The 17885-nt window shown below is 59.6% G+C and carries 21 protein-coding genes and 2 pseudogenes; 11 read left to right on the top strand and 12 right to left on the bottom strand.

The features are described from left to right. Positions 1-76: 76 nt before the first annotated feature. Genes sctT through ACV22V_RS31580 form a run of 8 tightly spaced genes read right to left on the bottom strand, consistent with a single transcriptional unit; the run spans position 77 to position 6261 of the window. The gene (sctT, locus tag ACV22V_RS31545) at positions 77-895 is read right to left on the bottom strand and encodes a type III secretion system export apparatus subunit SctT (protein ID WP_448016595.1); all 819 of its coding nucleotides are present in this window, start codon (positions 893-895) and stop codon (positions 77-79) included. Next, the gene (locus ACV22V_RS31550) at positions 892-1419 is read right to left on the bottom strand and encodes a type III secretion protein HrpB7 (protein ID WP_448016596.1); all 528 of its coding nucleotides are present in this window, start codon (positions 1417-1419) and stop codon (positions 892-894) included. The genes sctT and ACV22V_RS31550 overlap by 4 nt, the downstream gene beginning before the upstream one ends. After that, on the bottom strand, positions 1419-2768 hold the full coding sequence (sctN, locus tag ACV22V_RS31555; RefSeq protein WP_448016597.1) for a type III secretion system ATPase SctN: 1350 nt from the start codon (positions 2766-2768) through the stop codon (positions 1419-1421). Before sctN ends, ACV22V_RS31550 begins: the two co-directional genes overlap by 1 nt. Continuing rightward, entirely contained in the window at positions 2765-3640 is an 876-nt protein-coding gene (gene sctL / locus ACV22V_RS31560) for a type III secretion system stator protein SctL (protein ID WP_448016598.1), read from the bottom strand. Before sctL ends, sctN begins: the two co-directional genes overlap by 4 nt. Next, entirely contained in the window at positions 3625-4392 is a 768-nt protein-coding gene (locus ACV22V_RS31565) for a type III secretion protein HrpB4 (RefSeq protein WP_448016600.1), read from the bottom strand. The genes sctL and ACV22V_RS31565 overlap by 16 nt, the downstream gene beginning before the upstream one ends. Before the next feature lie 13 nt (positions 4393-4405). After that, complete coding sequence (gene sctJ / locus ACV22V_RS31570) at positions 4406-5230, bottom strand: type III secretion system inner membrane ring lipoprotein SctJ (protein WP_448016601.1); 825 nt, start codon at positions 5228-5230, stop codon at positions 4406-4408. Positions 5231-5267: 37 nt separating this feature from the next. Next, positions 5268-5654, bottom strand: a complete 387-nt coding sequence (locus ACV22V_RS31575; RefSeq protein ID WP_448016602.1) for a type III secretion protein HrpB2 — start codon at positions 5652-5654, stop codon at positions 5268-5270. A gap of 37 nt (positions 5655-5691) precedes the next feature. After that, a complete protein-coding gene (locus ACV22V_RS31580; RefSeq protein ID WP_448016603.1) occupies positions 5692-6261 on the bottom strand; it encodes an HrpB1 family type III secretion system apparatus protein in 570 nt (189 codons plus the stop codon). Positions 6262-6544: 283 nt separating this feature from the next. Between ACV22V_RS31580 and sctU the strand changes: the two genes are divergently transcribed. The 3 genes from sctU to sctP are packed head-to-tail and all read left to right on the top strand — an operon-like array spanning position 6545 to position 10407. Next, complete coding sequence (gene sctU / locus ACV22V_RS31585; RefSeq protein WP_448016605.1) at positions 6545-7603, top strand: type III secretion system export apparatus subunit SctU; 1059 nt, start codon at positions 6545-6547, stop codon at positions 7601-7603. A 15-nt stretch (positions 7604-7618) separates the two neighbouring features. Then, complete coding sequence (gene sctV / locus ACV22V_RS31590) at positions 7619-9730, top strand: type III secretion system export apparatus subunit SctV (protein WP_448016606.1); 2112 nt, start codon at positions 7619-7621, stop codon at positions 9728-9730. 2 nt (positions 9731-9732) lie between these two features. Continuing rightward, positions 9733-10407 (top strand): type III secretion system protein SctP, encoded by a 675-nt coding sequence (gene sctP, locus ACV22V_RS31595; protein WP_448016607.1) that lies wholly within the window; start codon positions 9733-9735, stop codon positions 10405-10407. A 16-nt stretch (positions 10408-10423) separates the two neighbouring features. On the opposite strand, the gene ACV22V_RS31600 is transcribed toward sctP, so the two are convergent. After that, a protein-coding gene (locus ACV22V_RS31600) for an IS5 family transposase (protein ID WP_448016608.1) occupies positions 10424-11211 on the bottom strand; the annotation gives its coding sequence in 2 pieces (ribosomal slippage) (positions 10424-10887 and positions 10887-11211; 789 coding nt in all). 299 nt (positions 11212-11510) lie between these two features. On the opposite strand from ACV22V_RS31600, the gene sctQ reads away from it, so the two are divergent. The 8 genes from sctQ to ACV22V_RS31640 all read left to right on the top strand — a co-directional run bounded on the left by sctQ (position 11511) and on the right by ACV22V_RS31640 (position 16950). Beyond that, positions 11511-12590 (top strand): type III secretion system cytoplasmic ring protein SctQ, encoded by a 1080-nt coding sequence (gene sctQ, locus ACV22V_RS31605; RefSeq protein WP_448016615.1) that lies wholly within the window; start codon positions 11511-11513, stop codon positions 12588-12590. Then, a complete protein-coding gene (gene sctR / locus ACV22V_RS31610; RefSeq protein ID WP_448016616.1) occupies positions 12574-13224 on the top strand; it encodes a type III secretion system export apparatus subunit SctR in 651 nt (216 codons plus the stop codon). The genes sctQ and sctR overlap by 17 nt, the downstream gene beginning before the upstream one ends. 22 nt (positions 13225-13246) lie before the next feature. Then, on the top strand, positions 13247-13510 hold the full coding sequence (gene sctS, locus ACV22V_RS31615; protein ID WP_324658535.1) for a type III secretion system export apparatus subunit SctS: 264 nt from the start codon (positions 13247-13249) through the stop codon (positions 13508-13510). Between the two features lie 235 nt (positions 13511-13745). Next, a complete protein-coding gene (locus tag ACV22V_RS31620; RefSeq protein ID WP_448016610.1) occupies positions 13746-14468 on the top strand; it encodes a hypothetical protein in 723 nt (240 codons plus the stop codon). 141 nt (positions 14469-14609) lie between these two features. Next, a complete protein-coding gene (locus ACV22V_RS31625; RefSeq protein ID WP_448016611.1) occupies positions 14610-15659 on the top strand; it encodes a secretion protein in 1050 nt (349 codons plus the stop codon). A gap of 55 nt (positions 15660-15714) precedes the next feature. Beyond that, positions 15715-15963: a type III secretion protein gene (locus ACV22V_RS31630; RefSeq protein ID WP_448016612.1), complete on the top strand. Its 249-nt coding sequence runs from the start codon at positions 15715-15717 to the stop codon at positions 15961-15963. Positions 15964-16092: 129 nt separating this feature from the next. Next, entirely contained in the window at positions 16093-16380 is a 288-nt protein-coding gene (locus tag ACV22V_RS31635; RefSeq protein ID WP_448016613.1) for a hypothetical protein, read from the top strand. 114 nt (positions 16381-16494) lie between these two features. Further along, a complete protein-coding gene (locus ACV22V_RS31640) occupies positions 16495-16950 on the top strand; it encodes a CesT family type III secretion system chaperone (protein WP_448016614.1) in 456 nt (151 codons plus the stop codon). A gap of 281 nt (positions 16951-17231) precedes the next feature. Here the strand turns inward: ACV22V_RS31640 and ACV22V_RS31645 are convergent. The 3 genes and pseudogenes from ACV22V_RS31645 to ACV22V_RS31655 all read right to left on the bottom strand — a co-directional run. Next, positions 17232-17348: pseudogene (locus ACV22V_RS31645) on the bottom strand (IS3-like element ISBcen23 family transposase); the annotation flags it as partial. A 31-nt stretch (positions 17349-17379) separates the two neighbouring features. Next, positions 17380-17602: pseudogene (locus ACV22V_RS31650) on the bottom strand (IS3 family transposase); the annotation flags it as partial. A 114-nt stretch (positions 17603-17716) separates the two neighbouring features. Then, a partial coding sequence (locus ACV22V_RS31655) for a penicillin acylase family protein (protein ID WP_448016617.1) occupies positions 17717-17885 on the bottom strand: 169 nt, incomplete at its 5' end.

The raw sequence follows: 17885 nt of genomic DNA on the forward strand, positions 1-17885 counted from the left end.
ACTCCTATGTTTACAGTTCTCCGAAAACGCAAATAGCCACCGTACGGCGAAATCGAACTGGCCTCCGATATTCTTGTCAATCATGCGACATGACATGCGACCATTCGCGAAGCTGTTTTGACAACGTCAACAATGTCACCTGCTCACGCGCTTGATCGACGAACACGCCGACGAACAATGCAAGCATCAGCACTGTTATCGCCCCCTTGACCGGCTGACTCAACCCCATGAGATCGAGCTTCGAAGCCGACTTCGCCGCGAAGCCGAATGCAAAATCGACCAGCAGCAGGACAAGCATCATCGGCGCTGCGAGCTTCGTGACCATTTGCATCAAGGTATCGGTTTGGTGCACGACGAACGCCTCGAGAAGCACCGGCATCCGGGGAAGCGAAAGCGTGATTGGCCACCACTGATACGATTCGTATAACGTACCAAGCAGAAATGTCATGCCGCCGAACACCCAGAATGCAACCGTTGCGACTTGGGAAAGCAGCGTTGCAGTCGGTGTCGACTGCTCCCCACGCGATGGATTGGTAATCTGCACGTTGTTGTACCCCGTCAGATCGTCGATATAGCATCCCGCGCCTTCGACCGCCCAGAACACCGTGGACGCGGCGATACCGAGGACGGTTCCGATCATCGCCTCTCGCAGACCGGTCACGATCAACGTCGGGCCGTGCAGCATCTGCATGAAACTGGCCGGTTGCCCGAATGCGACGTACGAACCAAACAAGAGCACGATCGCATTGCGCACAATGCCTTGCGGCAGCCCATCGGCTGTCGGCGGGAAGATGGACGTTACGATAAATAAACGGACGGAGCAGATGCAGAGCAGCGTAACGTCATTGAGCAGCGCGCCGGCCGTCCCCTGCAAAGCGAAAAGCGAGGAATTCAAGCTGTCTCCCTATTCCGAATGCATCTCGCAAGCGCCGCTTCTTCAATCTCCTCGTCGAGCGCCTCGTCTTCCGCCTGCTCATAATCCCGGCGAATCTGCGCGATGCGCTCGTCGCATGCATCGATACGAGCCAGATTGCGTGCGATCTCAAGATTCTTTTCCTCGATGACGGCCGCAAGCGCATCGAACGCGGCATGCAGCCGCGCCTCCTCGATCTCGAGCGCACGCAGGTGCGCCCCGGCGACCTCGAGATACGCGTGATAGGCCATCAGCTCGTCGAGCGAGAAAGCCTCTGTTCCCGTTGTCAGTGTGTCGATTTGGGCCGCGTGACAGTTCACGTCGGCTGTTTTCAGCTCGACCTGCCGTGCTTTTTCTTCCAGCAGTATTTCGAGCGATTGCAGCTCGGTGCGTCGCGTTGCAAGCTCTTCGCGCAATGTTCCGTCCAGCTTGCGGCGCCGTTCGCTCGCTCGCGCAAACGCCACGACGCGACAATCACGCATCATCGACTTCGCAAACGCCGCCATCAGCGCCCCCCGCTCAATGCATACAGCTGAGCAACGGTGTCCTTGGACGCAGCATAATCGTCCGTCCGTTGCGAGAAAAACGACCGGATAGCGTCGGCCTTCTCAATTGCCTCATCCGCAAGCGGATTCGCACCCGGCTTGTACTCCCCGATTTGCAGCAATACCTCAACCTCCCGATGCTTCGCCATTAGCTCTCGAATCCGTGCCGACGCACGCATGTGACGATCGTCGACAACGAGCGGCATCACACGGGACAGGCTCCCAAGTACATCGATTGCCGGGTACTGACTTTTTGCCGCGACTTCCCGCGACAGGATCATGTGGCCGTCGAGAATACCGCGGACTTCTTCGGCGACGGGATCGCTGCCGCTTTCGTCTTCCGCGAGCACGGTATAGAGCGCCGTGATCGAACCGTTCTTGCCCATTCCAGCCCGCTCGAGCAAGCGCGGCAACTCGGCGAAAACCGACGGGGGAAACCCTCGCCGAGCAGGCGGTTCACCAGCCGCAAGACCAATTTCGCGACCGGCTCGCGCAAAGCGCGTTAACGAGTCCATCATCAGCAGCACGCGTTGCCCCCGGTCCCGGAAGTATTCGGCGATCGCCGTCGCCGCATATGCAGCCTTCGCCCGCTCCATTGACGAGCGATCCGACGTCGCACAGACGACGATCGAACGCGACATGCCTTCCGGTCCGAGAATCAATTCGATGAACTCGCGCACCTCACGCCCTCGCTCGCCGATCAGCGCGATAACATTGACATCACAAGCGGCACCGCGTGCAAACATACCTAACAGCGTACTTTTGCCGACGCCCGCCGGCGCGAAGATACCCATCCGCTGTCCCTCGCCGAGCGCCATCATCGCGTCGACGACTCGCACGCCTGTAGGCATCGTCGCGTCGATCATTCGACGACTCATCGGATCGGGTGGCGCTGCGATCAGCGGCTGCAGCGTGTCGGACGTAAGCGGCGGACCACCATCGAGTGGCTCTCCGAGCCCATCGATCACGCGGCCAAGCAGCTCCTCACCGACCGGGATCGACAACGGACGGCCGAGCCCGATCACCTGAGTGGTCCGCGAGATCTGCTCGAGTTGCGAGAACGGCGAAAGCAGGGCCACGTCACGCGAGAAACCAACGACTTCCGCCCGTTGCAGCAGTTTGCCCTCGGACGTTCGGAGCTCACACAGTTCCCCAAGCGCAACATCGAGCCCCGACACCTTGATCAGCGTGCCGATCACTTCAAGGACTCGGCCCGTGCGCACGACACCAGAAACGGCGAGAATTTCCCGCTCGATCGCATCCGCCAGGCGACTGAATTCGGCCGTGCGCAATGACTCGCCCATGTTCATGTCTCCGCTCCACGACTCGCGTCCACCTCCGCTTCCGTCGCGTCCTGCTCGGCTTCCTGCCTGTCGCGCCCCTCATTCCGATCCGCCGCAGCATCGATCGATCCGTCACTTCGCGTCGTATCAACGTCATCCGCGCCGGCTACCTCCATCGAACGCTTTAGCGCACGCGCAACGGCGCCACGCATCGCACGCAGTTGCGTATCCAGGCTCGCATCGATTGTGCCGAAGTCCGACTCGCATATGCAACTGCCAGGTGCAAGCCGTTTATCCGCCTCCACCGACATCGGAATCGGGCGGCCGAACTCACGCCAGCGCTCCTCGAGCGTGCCAAAGATCTCCTTCGCGTGATCCAGATCGTCCGCATGGACGAGGACGCGCAAATATGTTGCGCCATCCACGATTCGCTCGACCGATGCAAGGGCGCGCTCGAACAACGTTTCGCGGCTTTCAGCCCGCACGATTTGCTCGACTGCCGATGCGACAATGTCGGCCAAACGTTCACGCATTCTCAGTTGCAGCTGGTTCTGTATGTCCGCTACTTCCGCAAGACGATCCAGCCACTTGCCGAACGCTTGATCGTAGCCGTCTCGATACCCGCGCTCGGCAGCCGCGTCGTATTCGCTACGGGCGGCGGCGATCAACTCCTGTGTCCTCGCCACCGCATCCGCAATGACTCCTTCCGCCTCTTGACGGGCTGCGGCAAGCACCGCGTCGCGGTCCTCGTCGAGCGCCGCGTAGGCAGACTCGATCGACATCAATTCACCGAAACATTCTCGCGGCACAACGTCGTCGGAAAAGCCAAGTCGAGCGGAGGCGTCCGGCGGGACCTGCGCAATTTCGGCTACCCGCGGGCGCCTCAACCAAATACCCATGCATGCTCCGGCAATAATCGAGGAAGTCGAGCGAAGAGATGCTCGCCGCAGAACGCGTTGAGCCGCGGGGGCAATTCGACCAGCCAACGAGGCATGACCAGGTTACGCGGCAGGGCAAGCCGCCTCAACGTAATCAGGTCCGAGGACGGGTCCGCGCCCGTATCGCGCAACAGCAGCATCCATCCCTCGATCGACAACGTTAAGGCATCGTGAGACACCAGTGACGGCATCCCGACTTTCGCATTCAGCCACGCAGCGTCCGTCATGCCAATCGAATTCGAGTCCTGCATGAAAGCGTCCGGATGAACTCCCGTCCATGCCGAAATCCGAGAGCGAGTCTGTTTATCGATCACGAGTCGCACCTCAGCGCTCCGGAGTGATAGTGCGCGCATTCTCAGGATGGCCAGCCCGATCTCGTGAGGCAGCACATCCAGCAGCGCCAGATTCGGTATTCGCGTGGCATCGCGCGAACCATGCGTTGGCTCCCGCAAGGCCGGCTCGAGCAGCATGTCGAGCGACGGCCGTGTCACACCTGCAGCGCATGCGATCGCTTGCGAGTATTTGTCGCGCGCGGCTTCGCTCACCTGCTCGAGCGTCGCCCGCCAGACAGCGTAACGCGAGTCGTCGATCCCGAGGAGTGTGCAGGCCCACGACGGATCGGCACAACATACGGCTTTCGCGAAATTACGCCGATAGCTGTCCAACAAGGCAGCAGCGCGTTGTTGTGGCGGCGAACTCGATACGGCGACCATACATTGCGCCCTCTCAGTTCGTTCGCTGACGGCGACGCAAACGCGCAAAAAGCTCTGCAACACGCCCGGGCGGCGGCCCGTCCCCGGCCTCCTCATGCGCGCCAGCCGTCTCCCGACGGTACCGCAGCAGCATGAACACCGCAGCCGCCACGACCGACATTGCCACAAACGCCAAAAGACTTACAAGCAAGAGTGGCATGGACGACACCGCAGATTTCGGTCGCGCAGGATCGGCTGAATCCGCAGCCACCGCCGTCACGCTGACCTGGTCATAGGTCAATCCCTCGACGCTATGCATGACGAGCGTCTTGATCTGCGGAGTCAGCGCACCAATGTCGGCACTGGACCGATACTTGATGAACACGGCCGCCGACGACGGCTTGACCGTCTGCGCAAGCGGGTCGTTATTCGGAAGCACGATCTGCACACGCGCAACCAGCACGCCGTCGATCTTCGACAGCGTCGACGACAACTCCTGCGACATCCCGTAGATAAAGCGGACTCGCTCCTCGGTCGGCGTCGAAACGAGACCATCCTTCTTGAACAGGTTTCCGAGGTCATCGAACTTGCTGCGCGGCAACCCGCGCGTGCGCAGTACGTCCATTGCGTGAACAAGCTGATCGCCATCGACGTCAAGCTTCCAGTTCTTGCCGCCGTCCATCGGCTCTTTTGTTGCGTCGACGCCGTTCTCGAGGAGGGCTACTACCATCTCGTTGACGTCCTCCTCCGACAGGCCGGTATACAACTCCTTCTTACATCCGGCGAGCTGAAAGCATAACGCGAGTACGCAGAGAAGCCGCGTGGCAACGCGGTAAATCGACATGCGTCCGGATATCATTCTTTGCAGCCCTTCATACGGCCACCCGACTCGGGAGTCATTGGTTTTTCATCAGCGTCTCGACCGCGGTTTTCGACGAGTTGACGACGCTCATCTTCGCCTCCATGTCAAGCTGCGTACTCGCGATCTCATACGTCAGACGAATCGTCTCGACGTTCATCTCACTCATACTGAGCGTAGGCGCTCGTTGCTCCACGTCGGCGACATCGTTTACGCTACGCTGGATCTCCATGTCCTGTTCTGCCGCAAGCTTTGAGACCTTTTCGAGCCCCGCGCTCTGCGACGCGTGCACGGGTTCCATCGGCGCTTTCTGCATCAATGCGCTGAATTTTTCCGCGAGGTGGGCCGGCGTGCTTTGCGCCGTCCCGTTCGTGAGTTTCTCAAACGACATTTGTATCGCAGTACGACTGACGTCCACGTTCATGTCTAATCTCGCAAATAAATGGGGACAGTGAGGCCGGTCACGCGCGCAACGTGGCGCCGTATTGCGATATTTCGATCCGCTCGGCTGGCGACTCCTCGGACTCCTTCGTTCCTTGCTCAAGCTCGGCATTCAGTTCGCAGACCGACTGCGGCGGCACGAACGGGCCACCATTTCGGTTTGCATGTACTGCCTTCACCATGTCCTCACGCGCCTGAAGTGCCTTGAGGAGCACCACCGTGTCGTCGTTCGGATTGTTCGCCAGTGCCTCGCTAGCGTGCTGCTTCCACGAATCGTCGCCCTTCGTCGACAGACAGAATGCAAGCAGGGCTTTCCCGTAGTCGAATTGCGGCGCGGCTGCGCAAACGTCGGACAATGACCGAATTGCGTCGTCCCAACGTTCGCAAGCCATGCACAGAACACCATCGAGCATCTGAATCTCGGCCACATTTGGTCGCATCACCCGTAACGCATCGAGAACCAGTTCGATGTCGCACGGGTCCACCGTCACTTTCGGAAATGTCCGTAGAAGTGCGGCGGATACCGTTTCGATCAACCCACCGACAATCTCGGGACGGCATTGCAAGTATTCCGGCGTATCTGCTTTCATTTCCCACTCCCTGAACCTGGATTTGATTCGATCGACACGGCGCACCCGGCGCCGCGATACCCGACTGAACCTTAGCAAGCTTCGAGTAGGGACGTCACCGCCCTCACGAAGTACATACGTCAAATGCGAAATCGACGCGCATTTCACGCGGCACCACTTCGCCTTGCTTCGCAAATTGAGCATCGAGTTCGTGCAGATGATTCGTCTTCCATACGATGACTGGTAACGTGGCTTCGACCAACGTACCGAACGCAAAGTACGTATTCGATAGCCAAGCCGACGCATGAGCGACGATAAAACCGAAGAACCTACCGACAAGAAGCTGCGCGACGCTCGTAGGGACGGTGACGTGGCTCGCAGCACGGATCTGACTGACGCTCTGTCGATGTCGATCACCGCTCTATTTCTGATTGCGGCGGCCGATCACTTCGGTGAGGCGATGCGAGCGCTACTCAATAGCGCGCTGGAGTTCGTTTCCGCCGATCATTCGCTTGTCGCGATGACCGCGCGGCTATACAAGCTCGGCGGCATCGCGCTGTGGGCAATCGCGCCGCTCCTGCTCTTCGCGGCGCTCGCGGCCATCGCCGGTTCAGTCCTGCAAGTCGGATTGCAGATATCGCTGAAACCGGTCATGCCAAACATCAGCGCGCTCAACCCGGGTGAAGGCCTGAAGAAACTGTTCTCGCCGCGCACCGCGATCGAGTCCGTCAAGATGGTCGTCAAGGCCACGGTCATATTCTGCGTGGCGTGGAAAGCGATCGTATGGCTGTTCCCGCTCGTGGTCGGCTCGCTGTACCGATCACCGCCGGAAATGTCGCGAATCGTTTGGGAGATTCTGGCGAAGTTGCTAATCGTGATGGCAGGTCTCTTCGTTCTGGTGGGTGCAGTCGACGTGAAGCTCCAGCGCTTCATGTTCATGAAAAAGATGAAAATGTCGAAGGACGAGGTAAAGCGCGAATCCAAGAACGACGAAGGTGATCCGCTGCTCAAGGGCGAGCGCAGACGGCTTGCACGCGAACTGTCGACAGCACCGCCACAGCGCCAGGTCGCACAAGCGAATTTCGTCGTCGTCAATCCTACCCACTACGCGGTCGCCGTTCGCTACGTTCCCGACGAGCATCCGCTGCCTCGCGTGGTCGCGAAGGGTGTCGACGAGGCGGCCATGGTGTTGCGGCGGGCGGCGCAAGGCGCAAACGTACCCATAATCGGCAATCCACCGGTCGCGCGCGCGTTGTTCAAGGTGGGTGTCGATGAGCCGGTACCCGAAGAGCTGTTCGAGATCGTCGCAGCGATCCTGCGCTGGGTCGATGCGATCGGCCCGCGCCGGATTGACCACGCTTGATTTTCAGGAGCGGCCATGTTCAAGTCGTTGAAACTGCCGGCAGGTGGCGAGATCGGGATCGTCGCCATGGTCATTGCAATCATCTCGCTGATGATACTGCCGCTGCCCCCGGTCGTGATCGACATGCTGCTCGGCATCAACATCACGATCAGCGTTACGTTGCTGATGGTGACGATGTACGTCCCCGACATTTCCGCGCTATCTGCGTTTCCGTCGTTGCTGCTGTTCACGACGCTGTTTCGCCTGTCGCTCAACATCGCGTCCACCAAGTCCATCCTGCTGCATGCGGAGGCCGGCAACATTATCGAGAGTTTTGGCCAACTCGTTGTGGGCGGTAACCTCGTCGTGGGACTGGTCGTATTCGCAATCATCACGACCGTACAATTCATCGTGATCGCGAAAGGTTCCGAGCGTGTTGCAGAAGTTGGCGCCCGTTTCACACTGGATGCGCTGCCCGGCAAGCAGATGAGCATCGATGCCGATTTGCGCTCCGGCCTGCTGACCACCGAGGAGGCGCGGAGAAAGCGCGCGACGCTCGCGGTCGAAAGCCAGCTGCACGGAGGGATGGATGGTGCGATGAAGTTCGTCAAGGGTGATGCGATCGCCGGTCTCATCATCACAATGATCAACATCGTCGCGGGAATTGCCGTCGGTGTTGCGTACCACGCGATGTCGGCAGGTGATGCGGCAAACCGCTTCTCCGTTCTGTCTATCGGCGACGCAATGGTGTCGCAAATCCCGTCATTGCTGCTGTCCGTCGCGGCAGGCGTCATGATCACTCGAGTCTCGGACGAACGGACCACGAAGCGGCGTTCGCTCGGCGACGAAATCGGCCATCAACTCGGCTCGAGCGCTCGCGCGTTGTACTTTGCGGCGTTTCTGCTGCTTGGCTTCGCCGCCGTGCCGGGATTCCCCGCAGCGCTGTTCGTGGTGCTCGCCGCCGCGCTCGCGTTCGCCGGTTATCGACTGTCACGAAAAGGTTCACCGTCGTCGGGCTCGGCTCACGGACATGAGCAGGACACGCTGCGCGCGATGCAGCGCTCGGGCGCCAAAGCGGACATCCCGCCTATCCTGCCTCGCGCTCCGCTGTTCGCTTGCGCTATCGGAGTTCGGATGGCACCGGATCTCGCATCCAGTCTTGCGCTGCCACGACTCGACGAGGCACTTGATCTCGAGCGCGCACACCTGCAGGAGAACCTCGGGCTTCCTTTTCCCGGCGTAACGATGTGGATTCATCCAGCGCTCGCCCCGGCAACCTTCGAAGTATTGATTCATGATGTGCCACACCTTTGCGTCGCACTTCCGGCCCACAAGGCCATGTTGCCGCAGGAAAAACACCTGTCGGCCGCTCGCATCACGCTGACCGACGAGCAGAAGGACCGTCGCCGGGCTTTGATCGAACAAAGCGAAGCCGGCCCGCCAATCGACGCAGGCGGTCAGGCGACCCACTGGATCGACGAACAAGCAGCCACAGCAAAAGACGGCGTATGGCACGCCGAACACATTATCGCGTACACCTCGGTTGCGGCAATGCGCACTCACGCACCGCTGTTTCTGGGAATCCATGAGGTGCAATGGATCCTCGATCAGTTGTCAACCGACTCCCCCGCACTCGTCGCCGAAGTGCTGAAGATCTTGCCGTCGACGCGGATTGCCGATGTGCTACGTCGTCTGCTCGAAGAGCAGATATCGATCCGCAATGTACGTACGATCATGGAAAGTCTGATCACTTGGGGAGCGAAGGAAAAAGACATGCTGATGTTGACCGAATACGTCCGCGGCGACCTGTCGCGCTTTCTCGCTCATCGCGCAGCACAAGGCGAACGCGCATTGTCCGCGGTCCTGTTGGACATGCCGGTGGAACAGCACATTCGTCAGGCCATCAAGCAAACTCCGACAGGCAATTTCCTCGCGCTGCCTCCCGACGAGGCGAATCGACTAATCGATCGCGTTCAATCGCTTGTCGGCGAGGATCCTCGCACTGATATTGCACTCGTCACTTCGATGGACATCCGCCGCTATGTGCGCCGGATGATCGAGCGACGGATCGAATGGCTCGCCGTGTATTCGTATCAGGAACTCGGCGAACACGTCGAGTTGCGCCCGGTCGGCCGCGTGTCACTCTAACCATGACTCATATCAGTTCGCGTCAGTTGCGCATCATCCCCGGTAGCCCGACCACGACGCCGAGCCCAACGAGCAAACGCCGCGTCGACTTTGCTGCACTCGCACGCAGCCGAACGCATCGCAACCCAACTACGCGAAACGGAGCGCCGGTTCCGCACGACTCGGATGCCGGTTCGCCACCCGCGCCCTCATCAGAGTCATGTTCGGAAGCACCTCCCCAAGCCGACAGCGCGACATACTCCCCGACAGCGCCGCTCGACGAACCGCTCGATGACAATCCCGTCATGGAGCCGGCCACATGCGAAGTCCATTCTCGTGAGTTATTCGAGCATGTCCGCAATGCAATCGCCCCCGCCGTGTCGGTCATCGTCGAACGGCAGGAGCATTTTCTGCAGATCGCCGGCATGCTATCGCGCGAGATCGGCGCATTCTGCGGCGACAGCGCGATTGTCTCCGCCGGCAATTGGGAAGTACAAATGACTCTCGACCCTGAACTGCTCCCGCATACGACGCTGCACGTGGCAGTTTCGCGTTTCACCATCAGACTTCGGTTCGACGTTTCCGATCGCGAGACGCGTGATTTACTCTTGACGCATAGCAATCTGCTCGAACGCGAACTCGACAAGGTGATGCGCTCCCGCGGCGAAGCTCGCGACATCCAGCTATCTGTGTGGTAACAGGCTCTTAGAAGCTCTAACACAATGAGTTTTTCAGCTGTCGCCAGCAGATGATGCAAGCGGCGATTTTCATGAACGCCTCGTGTATGGCCGCGAGGCGTTCGAACCGGATTCGCAGGCGTCTGAAGTTGTGCAGCCATGCGAAGGTGCGCTCGACGACCCACCGGGTCTTTCCAAGGCCACTGCCGTGCGGCTCACCCCGACGGGCGATCTGCGTGGCGATGCCGGCAGCGTGCAGTGGTTTGCGATATTTGTCGTGATCGTAGCCGCGATCGGCCTGCACGACGACCGGCTTGGACAGCGGCCGTCCCCGCTTGCCACGAATGGGCGGGATGGCCTCGATGAGGGGCAACAGTTGGGTAACGTCGTTGCGGTTGGCGCCCTTGAGGATCAGCGCGAGCGGGATGCCCTGCGCTTCGGTCACGAGGTGGGGCTTTGAACCGGGTCGCGCCCGATCGGTGGGATTGGGTCCTGTTTTTGACCTGATCCCACTGCACGAATGGAGGACGAATCGATGACCACACGCGACCAGTCGATGCGATCGGCTGCTCGAAGTTTCGCCAGCAGCACCTCGTGCAGCCGGTCCCAGACACCAGCCTGTTGCCCGTCGCGCAGTCTGCGCCAGCAGCTCATGCCCGAGCTGCAACCCATCTCCTGCGGAAGCATCTCCCAGGGGATGCCGGTCAGCACCGCGCGATCGTCGAGCGGCTTGCGTCCCGGGTATCGCGTCCGGCGTGGTTTCGGTGGTGGCAGCAGCGGTTGGATCAGTGTCCACAGTTCGTCATCGAGTATCGGTTTTGCCATGGCCTCCTCGTTAGCGAAACAACGATGAGGTTAACAGAGCGTGCAGCGGGTTAACAGCCCTCGCAACTCTTTTTGTTAGAACTTCTTAACGCATGTCCTCACCAATCCACGTCGATCCGACCGCGGCCCGCCCTTGCGACCTCGCCGCCCTCGAGGCGGACGAACGATCAAACGCATCCGACGGCTCGGCAGGGCGATCGACATCGAGTCAAGCTGCCGCGCGACAAAGTACAGTATCTGCCATTGCACCGCTCTCGCCGATTCGGATCGAACCCACATTCGCACGTGCATCCAGGACGGTGTTCGACGCCCGTCTCCGAACACTTTCTGCGTCCGTCCATGGACTCGGATCATGGAACGTTTCGGTAGTCGACGACTTGCTCGTGTTCATCAATCGCCTCGTCGACGCGGCGGTGATCGAACTGTCGATAGGGCCTTCCGGCGGGGCGAGCGCGCTTCCCATGTTCATCGCCATCGATCTCGACGCACATCCCGATCTCGACATCGCGGCTTTGCCGGAGCGTGACGACGTGCTCGCGCGCGCCGCAACACCCGAGGAGATTGCATTGAGGCAAGCCATCTCCGGTATTTTGCTTGAGCCGCTCGTCAGGCATCTTGAGCATTTCGGACTACCTTCGCCGCGTGTCGTGTCGGTCATGCGACGGTGTCCGGCAGACCGGATCGACGACTGGAGCGGCCGTCCGGCGATCGAACTGTCGCTGGTGCTCGACGAGCGCCGCATCGATTGCGCGATCAGCCTGCCAGCACATGGCTACGACATCGTCGACACGCGGCTGCGAGCGCTGCCCACGGCTCGCAGGCCGGCACTGGCGATACCTGGCGCACTGATCATTGGCGTACGGCCTCTATCGGTCGACACACTTAACGCTCTGGAAGCCGGCGACGTGCTGTTACGCAGCCTCTTTCCTCATTTCGACGCGACGCTTCTCTCGACGGGTACGTCAGTCAACGAACCTTTGCGCGCCGTCGCTGCATGGGGTGCTCGCGCGCACGTGCGCATTCACGCAACAGTACAAGTTTTCGTTCAATCGTTCGTCATCTTAAAGGAGTGCTTCATGTCGGAAGATGTAGACCGGGCAAGTGCCGGGCTCGATGTCGCCACGGCCGACGAACCAACCCGGGTCGGTGAACTCGAGCTCCCGGTTCAGTTCGAGATCGACACAGTCTCTCTGCCGATCGATCAGCTTTCGGTGCTCGAACCAGGCTATGTCATCGAACTCCCGGTGGCAGTAAAGGACGCGCAGCTGAGGCTCGTCGTACATGGTCAGACTGTCGGCTACGGGGAGCTCGTGGCTGTCGGCGAGCATCTCGGTGTTCGCATCATTCAAATGGCGCATCGGCATGGTACAGTTCAGTGACATTACTGGGCTGCTGCTCGTTGTCGTCGCGATCAGTTTGTTGCCATTCATTGCGATGGTCGTTACTTCCTATGCGAAGATTGTCGTTGTGCTGGGACTCCTGCGCAATGCCCTCGGCGTGCAGCAGGTTCCTCCCAATATGGTTCTCAACGGCATCGCGATTCTGGTGTCGCTCTACGTGATGGCACCTGTCGGCATGGAGGCGGCGAAGGCGCTCAACGAACAACAACTCGCCTCGCAATCCTCTCAAGCCATGATCCAGGCGCTTGGCGCGGCACGCGAACCGTTCCGATCGTTTCTGGAGAAGCACACCCGGGAGCGCGAAAAGCGCTTCTTTATTCGCTCCGCATCCGTGATCTGGCCGAAAGAAGAGGCAGCGCTGCTGGGCGAACACGACCTCATTGTTCTCGCGCCAGCTTTCGCGCTATCGGAGTTGACCGACGCGTTCAAGATCGGCTTTCTGCTGTACATCGTATTCATTATCGTCGATCTGGTGATCGCCAATGTGCTCCTTGCGCTGGGGCTCAATCAGATCACTCCGACCAACGTCGCCATACCGTTCAAGCTGCTGCTGTTCGTTGCCATGGACGGTTGGTCCGCGCTCGTCCACGGCTTGGTCATGACTTACAAATAAGCTATCCTGACCGTCAATTGCCATGGAAATCGACTCGCTGATCCGCTTCTCCACTCAGGCCCTGCTGTTATGCCTGACCGTCTCGCTGCCGCCCGTGATCGTTGCGGCCGTCGTCGGGCTTGGCGTATCGTTCGTGCAGGCGATCACGTCGTTGCAGGATCAGACCTTGCCACAAGTCGTCAAGATGATCGCTGTCACGATCACGATCGTCATCGCCGCGCCAACGGGCTGTGCGGCGATCCTGCATTTTGCAATTCAGATGATGCAGCTTGCCGTCCCGCAATGAATGCAAACGAGCCGGCAAATAGTTCGAGGTAGCTCGTATGAACCATGCACTTCGGACTTCTATTAATCAGGCCTCTTCAGCTCAGCTGCAACAGTCGACAGACGCGCAGCAGCGCACCGCCGATCGGCAGGCGGCACGCACTAGCGCGCTGACTGCAGTGCTATATCGCGGCACGACGAGTTTCTCGTACAGCCAAGACCCTGCACCAAACGGCAGGCCTCCAAGCTCCCCCAAGATGGACGCCCTCGCGCGAAAGCGCAGGATCGCGAACCGGTTGCGTCGGAACGTCGCGAGCAAGGCCGGGGACGACGACGGCGACGACTTGCCTGCGCCTCACTTCGAGCCCGCAATGGGCGTGGACCGCGACCGCGGCGGGCGCGGGGGACGAGAACAGCCGCACGACGACCATACGGAAATAGAACCTTGCCGACCGCTTCCCCGCATACAGGCCACCGAATTACGCATCGTAGCCCCACCACGCGGCCGATTCGACGCGATCGCCGAACCGCATGCGGAACCCGGTCGAGAAAGCGAGCGTGCCGATGCGATTGCCCTGGCCTGGGAAGGCGAGATGCGTGGACTCCGGATGCGCCCCCCAAATGCGCCACGTACGGCAGAAATGCTCGAGTTGTCGCTGGATCTTCTTCTCATCCAGCGGCGCATCGGGCCGATTCCCGTCGGCACTCTCGCCAAGCTGCGCGAATCTGCCACCGCCACTCAGGCTGCTTTGCGCGCTGACCGCCTCTCTGACCGCACGATCCATGACGGCATGCAGCGGTTCAATCTGCTCTTTCCGCTGCTGTGGTTGCAAGCGGGCATGCCGAGGACAACGGCCCGTCTCGATCGCGCGATCGCCGCGCTGCTCGCGATCCGAAATGGCCTTCCGAGCAACTCGACAGCAACAAGTGAAGCCAACAATGAGCCGACACCGGCAACTCGTACTGCATCAAGCAAATGACGAATGCGTCTGTTCGCATAATGCTCTTCGCTTTCGTATTTTCGTCAAAGGAACCGATACGCCTACCTATACTGACGATTAATCGCTGGACCCTTGGAAGCGGATCGTCGCCACTTTCCATCATTACGCTGGAACGAGACCATGAAGCTGTTACGGATACTGACAGGTGTACATGCGGGAGCGCGGTTGCAGCTTGCGCCCGGCATGCATCGCATCGGCTCGGACGACGGTGCCGACATCCGTTTGACCGACTGGCAAGCGTCGGATCTTTTGCTGCACGTCACGGACGACGTCGTGCGCGCACAGTTCGTCGAACCGGATGCCGGCCAGGCGACGCCTGCCGAGAACTCACCCGAGGCGATCCTGTTCGTTGACCTGGTTCCGAAGCAATTCAATGGCACGATCCTCTGCGTAGGGCCCGACGCGACCGCTTGGCCGTCCGACTTCGAACTGTTGTCGACCCTGATGTTGCGGCGTGAAACCAAACGGGTCTGGAATCGTCGTTACGCGAGCACAGCAACTGCATGCATTGCGCTCGGCTCGATCATGCTTGCCGTCATTGCAATTACATCGTCGCAAATTAGCAGAGCCGCACCGCCGCAGAGCGCCGGCTATCGCGCGCAGCGCATCGTCGGAGCACTCGCGGCCGCACACATTGACGGACTGCAAGCACGCCCGGTCGGCAACACGGTCGTCGTAACCGGGATGCTCGCGCGCGCGACCGATGCCGCCGCGGTGCGCACGCTGCTCGCAAGCATCGCGCCCGCCGGCATCGTGAGCCGATACGACGTCGCTCAACAGGTTTCGCGCAGCATCGAGGAATCGCTCAGCGTTCCTGGCGCACAAGTCGAGTATGCAGGCGGAGGCCGTTTCGTCGTGAAAGGCTCGGCGGGCAGCCGTGAAACACTCGAAGCAGCCGTCGCGCGGATCCGCTCCGATCTCGATTCGAACGTCAAGGAAGTGACCGTCGCCGCGTCGGAAACGCCCGCCGAGACGGCGGCAGAAAACTCTACGTCGTATGCGGAAATGGTCTCGGCTGACGACGTGCAATACGCGCAGACACCGGACGGCGTAAAGCATATCTACGTGACCGATACGCCAACCACGGCAAGCGACAGCACCGCCGTGAGCGGCATCGCGCGTCCTGCGACCGACAACGCCCCCCCCCTTCCGCCCGGTGTGCCGGGCTGATCCTCTGCGGTCAATCGCATACCGCGGCTACGCCTACCTTCTGGAGAATTTTTCAATGTATGAGCCAATGGAACCTTTTGCACGGGACTTCAACGAGGTCCGTACGCTGCTGGATGACCCAGCCGGCGATGGCCGACTCCGCGAACTGTGCACCGCAATCGAAGCGGTCGCGGAACGCCTCGGCGCCGCACCTGCCGCCAACGACCTCGACCGGAGCAATCTCGCGAAGCTGTATCGTGGTTTTCTCGCGACATCCCGTGTATTAACCGGATTGCAGGAAGCAGCAAAGGCGCCGGCAACCTGACGCGCGCCACGTGCAGGCGTCATACCTGCCTGCAACACGAGCCTGTCTTGCTGCCCGGACGGCAACGTTCCGACGCAGGAAAATCGGCATTGACCGGCAGTAATAATCTTCAACTAGAGTGAGGTCATCATGGCAATCTCCCTTGGAAATTCTATCAACACGCTCCAGAACGCCTTTAATGTGGCCGACAGCGCGGCGAGCACCGCATCAAATATCGCCGGCAGAGGAGCAAGCACAGTGCAGGGCGGCACTGACACATCGTCGACCCAAGCCCAGATGCAAGCGATCAGCAATCAGATGAACACCTCGACGTTGGCGGCCGCGCAGATGCAGCTCCAGCAAGCGATGACTGCGGCGCTCACCAACGTGATGAAGAGCGGTGCCAGTAACGTGAAGAGTGCTGCGCAAGGCGGCTAATCGATGCGCATTCCGGACGCTCGTTCTTTCGAGTGCCGGGAAGCCGGCCAGTTTTCAACACACTGGCCGGCTTTTTTTCCGCCGCACTCATTGTGCCCATCGGATTTCTGAACCATGAGCACTGAGAGCTATATCCAATTAGTTCAGGATCTGTGCGCGACCGTCGGACTCGCCAATGTTGACAACGTGCTCGAGGCACGCACGATTGAAGTGGAGGGCTTTGAAGTCCGCCTCGATTGTTTCGACAACGACGCGGAAGCGATGTACGCCAATTTCCATTTCGGCACGGTAACGGCTGGCCGGACATTGACAGTATTCAAGTTGATGCTCGAAGCGAACCTGCTCATTTATGCGCAGGATCAGGCTCAACTCGGCATCGATGCCGACACAGGCGGCATCATACTGATAATTCGGTTGCCATTTAGCTGCGGTATTGACGGTCGGGAACTGGCCGACTTGCTTGCCCACTACGCGGAACACGGCCGCTACTGGCGACAAAATATTCTCGAATCGAGCGACGAAATGTTCGAGGGTATTGCTTCCGGTGAATATTTCTGGCTGCGTGCTTGATGTGCCGCGGGTCGGTGCTTCCCGTTCCAGAGGTATCACCCATTGTGAACAGCGTTCAGAAAGCGTCGACGGCAAACTCTCGATCCAATCCAGAATATCCACGCGACTCATCGCAGCGGGCTTGTCAGCTTGTTCCACTTGAGTCGACGTCGAACACAAGTTCCGCAGAAATGTCGAAGTAGACTTCATCATCGTGTTCTGGCGGAGATCATCCGACGACTCTATCTATAGGATTCCGTTACCTTTTTCGCTCTTGACCTGCGGCAGAACTTTGTGATAAATCAGGCAGTGAGTCTCGTGTCGATATTATCGGAATCCAGCCACGCTCGACGGACCGTGGCGAGAGGTTGGTAGCGATGAGCGCTGTAGGGCCGGCGCTCGTAGTAGAACTGCCGCCAGGAGTTCCCAGGAGTTCGTGGAGACACCATTTCAATGTAACTTTGCAGCAGCTTCGTACTGCAAAGGACTCATGCCGCCAAGATAGCTGTGCCGCCGAGTCTGATTTTAGAAATTTTCAATGTAATCCGAAATTTCGGTAACCGAGACAGATCGATTCTTGTAAATCCGCTTCTTTACACGCCCTTTCTTCAGACTGCTGAAAAACGATTCTGCGACAGCGTTACCCAGGCAATTGCCGTCGACTCATGCTGGGTGTATGACCGGGATTCGCGAAAAGTCCGCCACACCTCAATCTAGGTCAATGATTAAAAGGGAAATTTTGGATGCACCTTTCAGGCGATCTGTGCTTTGCCGTATCACTATCGTGTCATTGCGTCTGAGTGCCGGGCACCAGACGAGTGCGTTTTTCCGTTGCTTTTTCGACGGAGGCGCGGGTATAGAGCAGCGGGAAATATTCCCCGTTAAGCCACATCCGCGCAAGGTCGCGATAATGCGGGCTGTCCGGATCGCCCGATTCTCCGGGCAGATTCACTGCA

This window comes from Burkholderia sp. AW33-5, from assembly GCF_053427615.1.

Coding starts and splice junctions, on each gene's coding strand:
- ACV22V_RS31550 (WP_448016596.1), bottom strand. CDS start 1,419: ATGGCGGCGTTTGCGAAGTCGATGATGCGTGATTGTCGCGTCGTGGCG.
- sctN (WP_448016597.1), bottom strand. CDS start 2,768: ATGAACATGGGCGAGTCATTGCGCACGGCCGAATTCAGTCGCCTGGCG.
- sctL (WP_448016598.1), bottom strand. CDS start 3,640: ATGGGTATTTGGTTGAGGCGCCCGCGGGTAGCCGAAATTGCGCAGGTC.
- ACV22V_RS31565 (WP_448016600.1), bottom strand. CDS start 4,392: ATGGTCGCCGTATCGAGTTCGCCGCCACAACAACGCGCTGCTGCCTTG.
- sctJ (WP_448016601.1), bottom strand. CDS start 5,230: ATGATATCCGGACGCATGTCGATTTACCGCGTTGCCACGCGGCTTCTC.
- ACV22V_RS31575 (WP_448016602.1), bottom strand. CDS start 5,654: ATGAACGTGGACGTCAGTCGTACTGCGATACAAATGTCGTTTGAGAAA.
- ACV22V_RS31580 (WP_448016603.1), bottom strand. CDS start 6,261: ATGAAAGCAGATACGCCGGAATACTTGCAATGCCGTCCCGAGATTGTC.
- sctU (WP_448016605.1), top strand. CDS start 6,545: ATGAGCGACGATAAAACCGAAGAACCTACCGACAAGAAGCTGCGCGAC.
- sctV (WP_448016606.1), top strand. CDS start 7,619: ATGTTCAAGTCGTTGAAACTGCCGGCAGGTGGCGAGATCGGGATCGTC.
- sctP (WP_448016607.1), top strand. CDS start 9,733: ATGACTCATATCAGTTCGCGTCAGTTGCGCATCATCCCCGGTAGCCCG.
- sctR (WP_448016616.1), top strand. CDS start 12,574: ATGGTACAGTTCAGTGACATTACTGGGCTGCTGCTCGTTGTCGTCGCG.
- sctS (WP_324658535.1), top strand. CDS start 13,247: ATGGAAATCGACTCGCTGATCCGCTTCTCCACTCAGGCCCTGCTGTTA.
- ACV22V_RS31620 (WP_448016610.1), top strand. CDS start 13,746: ATGGACGCCCTCGCGCGAAAGCGCAGGATCGCGAACCGGTTGCGTCGG.
- ACV22V_RS31625 (WP_448016611.1), top strand. CDS start 14,610: ATGAAGCTGTTACGGATACTGACAGGTGTACATGCGGGAGCGCGGTTG.
- ACV22V_RS31630 (WP_448016612.1), top strand. CDS start 15,715: ATGTATGAGCCAATGGAACCTTTTGCACGGGACTTCAACGAGGTCCGT.
- ACV22V_RS31635 (WP_448016613.1), top strand. CDS start 16,093: ATGGCAATCTCCCTTGGAAATTCTATCAACACGCTCCAGAACGCCTTT.
- ACV22V_RS31640 (WP_448016614.1), top strand. CDS start 16,495: ATGAGCACTGAGAGCTATATCCAATTAGTTCAGGATCTGTGCGCGACC.